Source organism: Pseudomonadota bacterium (assembly GCA_023229365.1).
In the GTDB taxonomy this organism is placed as follows: domain Bacteria; phylum Myxococcota_A; class Polyangia; order JAAYKL01; family JAAYKL01; genus JALNZK01.
In genome coordinates, this window is sequence record JALNZK010000107.1 from 1 (window position 1) to 3,652 (window position 3,652).

Annotated in this window: 4 protein-coding genes; 2 read left to right on the plus strand and 2 right to left on the minus strand. The window is 67.4% G+C overall.

Going from position 1 to position 3,652, the window contains the following annotated elements:
* The coding region (locus M0R80_25160) for an EcoEI R domain-containing protein (protein MCK9462925.1) at window positions 1-180 on the minus strand (180 nt) is incomplete at its 3' end.
* Between the two features lie 243 nt (window positions 181-423).
* Here M0R80_25160 and M0R80_25165 point away from each other — a divergent pair.
* Window positions 424-1,131: a MarR family transcriptional regulator gene (locus M0R80_25165; GenBank protein MCK9462926.1), complete on the plus strand. Its 708-nt coding sequence runs from the start codon at window positions 424-426 to the stop codon at window positions 1,129-1,131.
* Between the two features lie 45 nt (window positions 1,132-1,176).
* Here M0R80_25165 and M0R80_25170 read toward each other — a convergent pair whose 3' ends face one another.
* A complete protein-coding gene (locus tag M0R80_25170) occupies window positions 1,177-2,934 on the minus strand; it encodes an OmpA family protein (GenBank protein MCK9462927.1) in 1,758 nt (585 codons plus the stop codon).
* Between the two features lie 104 nt (window positions 2,935-3,038).
* On the opposite strand from M0R80_25170, the gene M0R80_25175 reads away from it, so the two are divergent.
* Window positions 3,039-3,652, plus strand: a 614-nt coding sequence (locus M0R80_25175) for a hypothetical protein (protein ID MCK9462928.1), incomplete at its 3' end; no start/stop codon positions are given.

Consider the following 3,652-nt stretch of genomic DNA (forward strand, 5'->3'; position numbering starts at 1 on the left):
GTAGTCCGCGAACTTCTTCTCGCCCCGCGTTTGCAGCTTGCCCCGGACGATCACCCGCCCGGCGGTCAGCGTGTACGAGCGCCGGATCTGCGCCTTGTCCCAGCCCGCCCCTTCGAGCGCCGGGGTGAGGTAGCGCAGGCAGATGTCCTCTTCGGAGAGCTTCTTCTTGTCTTCCTGCATCGGTCCGCCCCCTCCGAGCTCACGACATTCCGACCCTAACGCCCGCGCAGGCCATTCCCTGTCCTGCCTCACGCCCGCCGGTCGTCTTCTGGTCCTCAGGATTATCGGTCAAACCGTATGATCGTACAACGACCGATGCGCCCGTTCGTTAAAGGCCGCGCCTTGCCATCGACCGGCGCTGGCGGCCGGTAGTAGACGACATCGTTTCATGGTAACCGGAGGGAACGTACGACGGAGGGGAACGTGCGATCCAAACCTCAGGGGTTCACGATCGGGCTGGACAAGCGCGGCAGCTCGCGGACGGTCGAGGAGATCCTCTCGATCCTGCGGGCTCTGGAGGACGTCCCGTACGGCGGGTTCCAGCGGTTCCGCGAGGCGCACGGCGTCACCAAGGAGAACATAAAATGGTGGCGCCGGTCGGTGCGCAAGGGTCGCCTGGGAGGGCGGGCGCTCACGAAGGAGGAGCTCGCCGGCATCCCGCGAAGCGGCGCCGAGGCGTTTCGCGTGCGGCCGGCTCGGCCGACGGCGGATCCGGAAGACCAACGGATCGACCTCGTCCAGGGCTTGCTGTTCCGGCTCGAGGCGATCCGCGCCGAAGCGCTCGGAGAGCCGCTGGAAGGGCAGTACCGGGTGCTCGCCGCGCTCGAGGAGCAGGGACCTTTGCCGATCGGCGTGCTGACCCGGCTCGTGGACCTCGGGCAGAGCACCATGTCCGAAAAGGCCGATAGGTTCGCCGCGCGGGGACTCCTGATCAAGCGGCGGAGCACCGAGAACGAGCGGATAGTCTACGTCGAGCTGACCTCGCAGGGGCGGCGAGAGCTCGCCAAGATCCGCCGGCGCCTCGCGCGGGTGTACGAGGGACTGAACGAACGACTCTCCACCGCCGACCGCACGGCGTTCGCGATCTCCCTGCGGCGGCTCGTGGAGCTGTTGCGATCCGTCGCGGGCTGAGCGTCAGCCGCCGGATTGTCGGCCAAACCCCGCGGCGGCGGGATCCTACTTCACGGGCGGCGACACGATCCCCTTGCGCTGCGCGCGCTGGCAGCCGGTCTCGACGCCGGTGGGCTTGCCGTTCATCTTGAGCACCTTGACCTCGACGCGGCGGTTCTCCTCCCAGTCCTCCTCCTCGTGGCCGAGCTTGATGGGGCAGTACTCGCCGTAGCCCATGGAGCGCAGCCGCTTCGCCTCCACGCCCTTCTTGATCATGTAGCGCTTGACCGCCGCCGCGCGCTTCGTCGTGAGGTTCAGGTTGTACCGCTCGTTGCCGCGCTCGTCCGCGTGCCCCTGGATCTCGATGAGGTTGATCTGCGGGTAGCTCTTGATCGTCGAGGCCACGGCGTCGAGGATCTCGAACGACTCCTTCTTGATCTTGTCGGAGTTGTACTCGAAGTAGACCTTCTTCAGGGTCTTGATCACGCCGTCGGTCACGATGACGTCGCCCTCGTCCGGGCAGCCGTCCTCGTCCTCCCGGCCGTTGTACGTCTCGGGCTTCTCCGGGCACTTGTCCTTCGAGTTGATGATGCGATCCATGTCCTTGTCGCCGTCCGGGTCGAGCGCCTCCTCGGGGCAGCCGTCCTCGTCCCGATCCTTGTCCATGTCCTCCGGCACGAGCGGGCAGGAGTCCTCGGTGTCGGGGATGCCGTCCTTGTCGTTGTCCGGATCCGGGCAGCCGTCCGAGTCCTCGAAGCTGTCGCGATCCTCCTTGTCGTCCGGGCAGCCGTCCTCCGCGTCCGGGATGCCGTCGCCGTCGCGATCGGGCATGGAGGGCTCGAACGCGAAGCCGAGGAAGACGCGGTGCTCCACGCTCTGGAAGCCGTAGCCCGAGTCGGTGGCGCCGAGCGGGATGCCGTGGGCGTAGCCGGCCATCAGGTACGAGTTCTCCTCGACGTAGACCTTGAAGCCGCCGTTCACCTCGAGGGAGGTGTAGCCGCCCTCGTCGAACCTGGTCGCGAGCTGGCTCATGTAGATCTCGAGCACGAAGTCCATCAGATCCGGCCACAGCACGAAGCTCTGGCCGACGCCGGCCAGGAGCATCGGCCCGTAGTCGAAGAGGTTCGTGGCCGCGCCGTCCCAGTTCAGGTAGTTTCGCTCCTCGTAGCCGAACGTGTAGCGCGCGCCGACGTTCAGCGCGGCGCGGTACCAGCGCGCGGGCTCGACGTCGACGATCAGCTTGCCGCCCAGGGTGCCCCCGCCGGGGTCTCCGGTGAGCTGCTCGCTGTAGCCCGTCGGCGCCGCGTACTCGGCGAGGAGGCCGACGCCGATGAGGTGCAGGTTGGCGCGCGTGATGTGCATCTTGGCGTGGATGGACAGGTCGCCGAACTTGCCGGGGCTCGACCAGCCGCGGCGGTCGTTGCCGTCGGCCGGATCGGTCTCGTACATGTCACCGGCCGGGATGATGAGCGGCAGGTTGAGGCCGACCGCCAGGCGATCGAACAGGCCGAGGTTGATCGCGAGCTGGGTCGTGATGTACCTATTGACCGTCGTGTTGTCGTAGGCGTCGGTGCCGTCCTGCTCCACCGCCACCCACTGGTTGAAGGCGAAGTCGAGCATCAGGCTCAAAGAGACCGAGAGGTGCGGCAGCACCGGCGTGGAGTCGATGGTGAAGTGGCCCTTGGTGTCGACCGCCGGCCGGAACAGCCGCGTGTCCATGCCTTGGTCCTTCTGGACGAGGTCCCTGGCCTCGGAGCCCAGCGGAAACGCCAGGACGCATCCGGCGAGTGCGATGATGCTCAGTCTGCGGACGGCGTGGGTCATCGTGTTCCCCCCTCGTTTCTCCTATAATGTCTGTTTACCATTTCCGATACAACATGTGTGATAGGTGTCACGGTGTGATAGTAGGGTTTCGGAAAGGGGTGCACATGAGAAATGCGACATGCCTGGCGGTTGCGTTGGCCCTCTCGGCGGGCGGGCTCGGCGCCGCCGCCGACCCGGAGTCGGACGCGCGCGCGGCGTTCCAGGACGGCGTGAAGAGCTTCGACGCCGGGCGCTACCAGGAGGCGGTGGACGCGTTCCGCGAGGCCGACCGGCTGAGCCCTTCGTGGAGGATCTTCTACAACATCGGCCAGTGCGAGGCGGCGCTCAAGCGCTACGGCGACGCGCTCGACGCGTTCGACAAGTACCTCGCCGAGGGCGGCGACGAGATCCCCTCCGAACGGGAGGCCGAGGTGCTCGCGGAGGTCGCGCGGCTCCGGCTCAAGGTGGGCACGGTCGAGGTGAGCGGCCCGCCCGGGATCGCGGTGGTCATCGACGGAAACGATCGCGGCGTGACCCCGATCGACGCGGGAATCCGCGTGACGGGCGGCGCGCCGCACCGGCTGAAGCTCGTACGCGGGGAGGCCGTGCTGCTGGAGCGGGAGTTCAAGGTGGGCAACGGTCAGCAGATCACCGTGGAGGCCCCCGGCGAGTCCTCCGGCGAATCGGAGGCGAGCGAGGAGCCGGCGGTCGCGCCCGCGGACGAGCCGGCTCCCGAGGA